Origin of the sequence: Caballeronia choica (assembly GCF_001544535.1) — a bacterium.
GTDB classification, from domain to species: Bacteria; Pseudomonadota; Gammaproteobacteria; order Burkholderiales; family Burkholderiaceae; genus Caballeronia; species Caballeronia choica.
The window spans coordinates 1-6,004 of sequence record NZ_FCON02000271.1 but is presented as its reverse complement, the minus strand read 5'-3'; the positions used below and the strand labels follow the sequence as shown (position 1 = coordinate 6,004).

Annotated in this window: 8 protein-coding genes and 2 pseudogenes; 8 read left to right on the top strand and 2 right to left on the bottom strand. The window is 59.9% G+C overall.

What is annotated here, in order from left to right:
• The 4 genes from AWB68_RS50305 to AWB68_RS42040 all read left to right on the top strand — a co-directional run.
• Window positions 1–212: hypothetical protein (locus tag AWB68_RS50305; protein WP_235028810.1), on the top strand; the 212-nt coding region annotated here is incomplete at its 5' end.
• A gap of 16 nt (window positions 213–228) precedes the next feature.
• Window positions 229–489, top strand: a complete 261-nt coding sequence (gene tnpA, locus AWB68_RS51250) for an IS66 family insertion sequence element accessory protein TnpA (protein WP_160110175.1) — start codon at window positions 229–231, stop codon at window positions 487–489.
• Between the two features lie 91 nt (window positions 490–580).
• Window positions 581–874 (top strand): IS66 family insertion sequence element accessory protein TnpB, encoded by a 294-nt coding sequence (tnpB, locus tag AWB68_RS48060; RefSeq protein ID WP_160110174.1) that lies wholly within the window; start codon window positions 581–583, stop codon window positions 872–874.
• A 111-nt stretch (window positions 875–985) separates the two neighbouring features.
• Window positions 986–1,195, top strand: a complete 210-nt coding sequence (locus AWB68_RS42040) for an IS66 family transposase (protein ID WP_087650049.1) — start codon at window positions 986–988, stop codon at window positions 1,193–1,195.
• 6 nt (window positions 1,196–1,201) lie between these two features.
• Here the strand turns inward: AWB68_RS42040 and AWB68_RS42035 are convergent.
• Both AWB68_RS42035 and AWB68_RS42030 read right to left on the bottom strand, forming a co-directional pair.
• A pseudogene (locus AWB68_RS42035) lies at window positions 1,202–1,663 on the bottom strand (IS110 family RNA-guided transposase); the annotation flags it as partial.
• Between the two features lie 71 nt (window positions 1,664–1,734).
• Window positions 1,735–2,052 carry a DUF6788 family protein gene (locus AWB68_RS42030; RefSeq protein WP_087650048.1) on the bottom strand — a complete coding sequence of 106 codons (318 nt, stop codon included), beginning with the start codon at window positions 2,050–2,052 and terminating at the stop codon, window positions 1,735–1,737.
• Window positions 2,053–2,107: 55 nt separating this feature from the next.
• Here AWB68_RS42030 and AWB68_RS42025 point away from each other — a divergent pair, with 55 nt between their 5' ends.
• The 4 genes and pseudogenes from AWB68_RS42025 to AWB68_RS42010 form a co-directional block, all read left to right on the top strand.
• The gene (locus AWB68_RS42025; protein ID WP_087650047.1) at window positions 2,108–2,770 is read left to right on the top strand and encodes a hypothetical protein; all 663 of its coding nucleotides are present in this window, start codon (window positions 2,108–2,110) and stop codon (window positions 2,768–2,770) included.
• 66 nt (window positions 2,771–2,836) lie between these two features.
• Window positions 2,837–3,676 (top strand): hypothetical protein, encoded by an 840-nt coding sequence (locus AWB68_RS42020; protein ID WP_235028809.1) that lies wholly within the window; start codon window positions 2,837–2,839, stop codon window positions 3,674–3,676.
• Window positions 3,677–3,803: 127 nt separating this feature from the next.
• Window positions 3,804–5,327 (top strand): IS21 family transposase, encoded by a 1,524-nt coding sequence (istA, locus tag AWB68_RS42015; RefSeq protein ID WP_087650046.1) that lies wholly within the window; start codon window positions 3,804–3,806, stop codon window positions 5,325–5,327.
• A gap of 8 nt (window positions 5,328–5,335) precedes the next feature.
• Window positions 5,336–5,929 (top strand): annotated as a pseudogene (locus AWB68_RS42010) (ATP-binding protein); the annotation flags it as partial.
• Window positions 5,930–6,004: the final 75 nt, after the last annotated feature.

Here is a 6,004-nt window from a genome sequence, read left to right as displayed (position 1 = left end):
ACCGAGACACCCAGTTCCCGCGCAATCACCGTATTGGAGTGGCCCTCGTGGGCCCACAACGCGATGCGCGCCCGCATTACATCTCGCTGCGCCGCCGTCTTCGCCTTGTCACGATGCGCGCGGAGCAGGAAGTCGACCGTGTTGCCGGGTATCCGTCAGCGCAACCCGTCTTGAGTGTCCGCGTGCACGATGCGAAGGTTTCGCCATCGTAGTGATCGGAGTGATGCGATGGACGACGACGTGATGGGCCGAACTGCTGTGCGAACGGGGGCGCGGCGCCCTCGCCAGGGCGAAGCGTTCTGGCGAGAGATGGTGGCAGCATGGAAGACGAGCGGCGTTGGCACTCGGCGCTTCTGTCGCGAACAAGGCCTTGCGCTCAGCACTTTCGGGTTGTGGCGCAAGAAGTTTGCGGGCGATACCCATTCTGCAACGAGTCCGCTGGCCGTGACGGCCCCGATACGCCATCATCATCGACGCGTGATCGCGTGACGTTATCAATCGCCGGCGTTCGCATCGAATTGAGCGGCGTGCACGCGGAGCGCATCGTGCGCTTTGTGCTCGGACAGCTTGGCGGTGCACGGTGCAGATCGCCGCGGACGTTCGAGCCTACATCTGCCGCGAGCCGGTCGACATGCGCAAGTCGATCGACACTCTGTCGTATCTGGTTGAACCGCTGCTTGCGCAGAAGCCGGCTTCGGGCAACTTGTTCGTGTTCGTCGGCCGTGACCGCACGAAGGTAAAGTGCCTCTATTGGGACCGCACCGGGTTCGCGCTTTGGTACAAGCGGCTCGAACACGGGCATTTCCCATCGCCCGCGGCGCTCGCGCAACGCGGATTCACGCTCGCGGAACCAATGCCTGGCTCGAAGGAATAGAGATCCCGGCACGGGAACCTCATCGCGCCGTCGCGGTGACGCACGTAACTTGAGCGCTTGAATCGCGCGCAGCGCTCGCGAAGCTTGTAAACGTCGCAGCAGTTGGGCATCATGGTTGACATGTTGCCCGCCGCCATCACTGCCGGGGATCTGCCAATCGAGCTTGAGGCGCTGCAAGCCTTTGCACTCGAACAGAACCGGCTCGCGCGCGTGTTGTGGGAACAACTGGAGAGCCTTCAGCATCAGATCGCGCAACTCAATCGCGCACGCTTCGGCGCGAGTTCTGAGCGCCTGGCGGTGTTTACGCCGACCGAAAATTGAGCCATGCTAAGCTGGTCCTACACTGACGTGATTCGTTTGGTAACTGCTCTCGTGGGCCAGTATGGCCCATGCAGTTCGTGCCATCTTGTTCGCCAGGGCTACGGCTACCACGTTGACAGGTCGCCGCTCCGGCATTCCTTTCTGCCAAGCTGTTTGCACCTTCGTGTGACACAGGACGGAGCACGCTCCGTGGATCAACAGCGTGCGCAGATAAGAATCGCCTCGCTTTGAGATGGAGCCCAACCGAACCTTGCCGCCGGTACCGCTTTGTCGTGGAACAAGACCGAGGAACGCAGCGAACTCACGTCCCGACTTGAATGTTCTCGCGTCTCCGATTGTTGCTACCAGGGCCGTGGCGGTAAGCCTGCCGATCCCCGGAACTTCGGAGATCGCGCGACATGCCACTGCCTGTTTCTGCCAGGCGCCAATCCGTTTCTCAAGTTGCTGCTCGAGAGTGCCGAGTTCTTGCGCCTTTCTCACGGTCTCATCTTGGCGTTCGTGAGCGCCGATCCAGTTCTCGGTAATCCGATCCGGCTCGCTTAGTTGCCTTCGCGCGCCAGTCTCATTTTCAGGCGACTGTGCTCAATGCTCAAGTCGACCCATTCGTCGGTCAATGCTTTGAAGCGCTTGTAGTTGTCGATCTGGCGGCGCACGTCGCTCAGCGCGTCGCGCGCAATGTACTCAGTTCGGCTCTTCCTGTCTCGCGTATAGCTCAGCTGATAGTACGCCCCACTCTGGTTGGCGGGGTCCTTGTATTGACAGCTCAGTGAGCCTGGGCGCATTTCATCGATCGCGGCGAGCTTCGCCTTAATCGTCTCAATGCGTGTTTCGATTTGAAGGAGGCGTTTTTGTGTCATTCGGATAGCATACAAATGCTATACTTGACTGTCAACAACGACTCGAAGACAAACGATGTCGCTTTGGATGGCTTGGTGGGACGCGATCTGGTTGCTGCGTCCGGCGTTCTCGCGCCTGCGCAGCTTCATGTGGTTTGCAACTGCCGTGGCAGGCTTGACGGTGCGCACCGAGTTGCTGGGCGTGACCAGCATCGTGCGCGCGCTCAAACTGCGACCGGTCCTGTACAACAAGCTGCGTGACAGCTTGCACAGCAACGCCGTGCAACTCGATCAGCTCTCGGCGCTGTGGACTCAGGCGGTGTTGCGCCTGTTCCCGGATCCGCTACGCGTCAATGGCCGGCGCGTCCTGGTCGGAGACGGCATCAAGGTGGCCAAGTCTGGCAAGAAGATGCCCGGCGTCAAGCTGCTGCATCAACAGTCCGACTCCAACACCAAGCCCGAGTACATCATGGGGCACTCCATGCAGGCAGTCAGCATACTCGTGCGGGCCGCCCAGAGCGTCTTCGCCGTACCGCTGGCCGTGCGCATTCACGAAGGTCTGGTGTGGTCCAACCGCGATCGACGTACCTTGCTCGACAAGATGATCTCGCTGCTGGGCATCGTCTCGGTGAAGGAGCCGTTCTACTTCGTCGCAGATGCGTACTACGCCGCTCGCAAGATCGTCAAAGGTCTGCGCGATCAGGACAACCACCTGGTCACACGCGTTATGCGCAAGTGAAGAACGATCTCCTGATACTCGCAGGTCGTGTTAAAGAGGACGCCCTCTCAACACAGCAGGAGTATCTTGGCGATGATCGCAAGACGAACTACCATCCGGCAATTGCCATTGACCGAGGTCGTTGACCGCGACGCACCCGGCGCGACGCCGGTCAGCATCACCACGCCCGGGGGCGGCACCATCTATCACACCGTCCCGCTCGCCGACCCCGACACCGGCAAGCGACGCGGCGCCCGCCCGAAGTGGATTGCAGGCACTTTCCCACTCTTCCCTGTTGTCCGTCTCACTGACGGCGCGCCGTGGGCTGAGGCGAACCTCTGGCTCATCGACATGATGGAGTCGAAGCCGTCGCCCAACATGCTGACGTTCGCCAGCATCTCAGATGACCTGGTGGCATTCCGTCGTTATCTGGATGACGAGGGCGTCGACTGGCTGACGTTCCCCGTGAACAAGCGGCAACGTCCGACGTACCGCTATAGCGCCTCGATCAGGCTGGCCGTGCAGGCAGGCGAACTGTCTCCGGGCGTCGCCAGGCGTCGTATGGGCGCTGTGGTGCGCTTCTATCGATGGCTCATGACCGAGGCAGGTTTCAGACCCGCGAACGCTCCGTGGGTCGAATCTGACCGTTTCATCGAGTTCAAGGACCAGAAGGGCTTCAGCAGCGTGATCGCGGTCAAGACCACTGACCTGTCGATCAGTGGCCGGCGCGCAGAAGACCCGTGGGACGATCACATTCAGGACGGCGGTCGCTTGCGCCCGCTCCCGTCTTCCGAGCAGTCGGTGCTGCTTGAATCGTTAGCCGCACTCGGCAACTGTGAATTTCCGGCATATAGGAGCCATTTCGTTTCCGGCGTAATGGCGCCACCGGATTTTCGGCGTAAAGGAGCCACGGCGTTTTCGGCGTAAAGGCGCCAGTTGGTTTTCGGCGTAATGGCGCCACCCGAGCGACGAGTACAGAGGGTTCGAACTTTCGTTGATCGGCTAGACTGCCGGCCTTTTGCCGGGAGAGGCCGTGGCTAATCGGAGGTTTGAGATGTACCAATACCGACAGATCCTGGTGCGAATGCGCCGAGGTGACTCTGACCGGGATATCGCACGATCGAAGACCATGGGGCGCAAGAAGATCGCGCAGGTGCGAGAGATTGCCACCCAGCACGGATGGCTGGCGCGTGAAGCGGAGTTACCCGACGAACACGTAATGGCCGCTCTTCTTGCTCGCAAAGAAGCACCGCTGCCGTCGAGTTGCGTCTCAACGTTAGAACCGTGGCGCGCGCAGATCACCAAGTGGCGGACCACCGGCATCCAATGCACGACGATCCACGCCACGCTCGTTCGCAATCACGGATACACCGGCAGCTACTCGTCGGTCTATCGTTTCCTCCTCCATATCGACGCTTCGCATACGCCCGACGTGCCGCTGCGTCTGGAGTTCAGGCCGGCCGAGGCGGCGCAGGTCGATTTCGGCGCCGGGCCGTTGATGACCGACGCGCTTACCGGCGAGATCCATAAAACATGGTTCTTCGTCATGACCCTCGCCTGGTCGCGACACCAATATGTAGAGTTCGTCCGGGACCAAACAGTGGCAACCTGGCTGGGATGCCACCGGCGCGCCTTTGAGGCCTTCGGTGGGGTACCGTCGCGCATCATCATCGACAACTGCAAATGTGCGATTACGCGGGCGTGCTATTACGAGCCCGAAGTGCAACGCGCTTATGGGGAGTGCGCAGAAGGATACGGTTTCAAGATTGATGCATGTCCGCCGAGAGACCCACAAAAAAAGGGAATCGTGGAATCGGGAGTCAAATACGTGAAGCGCGGCTTCTTGCCCTTACGCGAGTTCCGTGGCCTCGCCGACGCCAACCGCCAGATATACGCCTGGGTGATGAACGAGGCCGGCAACCGTATTCATGGTACTACGCGCGAGATGCCCCTGAAGCGCTTCGCGGAGGTTGAACGAAGCCTGCTGATCAGCTTGCCAGACGTCCCGCCGGAGCTCGCAGTTTGGGCTAAGGGGAAGGTCCACCGGGACGCTCATGTTCAGTTCGAGCAGAGCTTTTACTCGGTCCCATATCGCTTGGTCGGCCAGGAATTATGGCTCAAGGCGACCGACACCATGGTGACGCTATACCGTGGGCAGGAATCTGTTGCCGCTCACGTGCGTCTTACTCGTCCAGGCGGGCGTTGCACAGTAGACGATCATTTGCCATCCGCCGCTCAGGCGTGGCAACTGCAGGATACCCAGTGGTGTCTGGCATGTGCCGAGCAGATCGGACCCGCCTGCTACGCCCTCGTCCACGCGCTCTTCGGCGACAAGGTCCTGATCAAGATGCGTTCGGTGCAAGGCGTGTTGCGGCTTAAAGAGAAATATGGCGCGGTCCGACTCGAAGCTGCTTGCTCGCGCGCAAACCACTACGGCACGCCGCATTACACCGCGGTTAAAACCATTCTGCAAAAGGGATTGGATCAGCTAACGCTGTTAAACGCCTTTGATGCGCTGGCGAGCACCTACACCGAGGGGGGCCGTTTCTGCCGCAACACACAAACCATTCTCCAATAAGGCCAGCCATGCACCCCATCCCTGATCTGACTCCGCTGCTCAAACAACTGCGCTTGTCCGGAATCCTCGATTCGCTGGAAGCGCGAAATCGAGAGGCCATCGATCGCAAGCTGGCCTTCACTGAGTTTCTCTCACTGTTAATTCACGACGAGGTTGCCCGACGCGACAACAAGAAGCTCAGCTTGCGCATGCGACGCGCCAACTTCCGCAGCCAGAAGACGCTGGAAGGATTCGACTTTGATCGGTTGCCAGGCCTGAATCGAGCCGCCATCCATGACCTCGCCACCTGCAGATTCATCGACGAGAAAGTGGCCGTTCTAATCGCCGGCCCGTGTGGGACCGGCAAGAGCCATTTGGCGCAAGCCCTCGGACACGCAGCAGCAAGGCAAGGACACGATGTCCTGTTCTCCACGCAAAGCCAGTTGCTGGCTAGTCTGCGCAACGCGGCGGCCGTGGGAACTTACGATCGACGCTTCCAATATCTTGCCAGGCTCCCATTGCTGATCATTGACGACTTCGGTCTCAAGCCACTGCGTTCGCCTGACGACGAAGACTTCCACGACCTGATTGCCGAACGTTATGAGCGGGCGGCAACAATCTTATAAGTTATTTGGAATTGGATTTGTGCTACGGTAAGCCAACGTTTTTGTTGGCGTAACACGCTGGGCGTCCCGAAA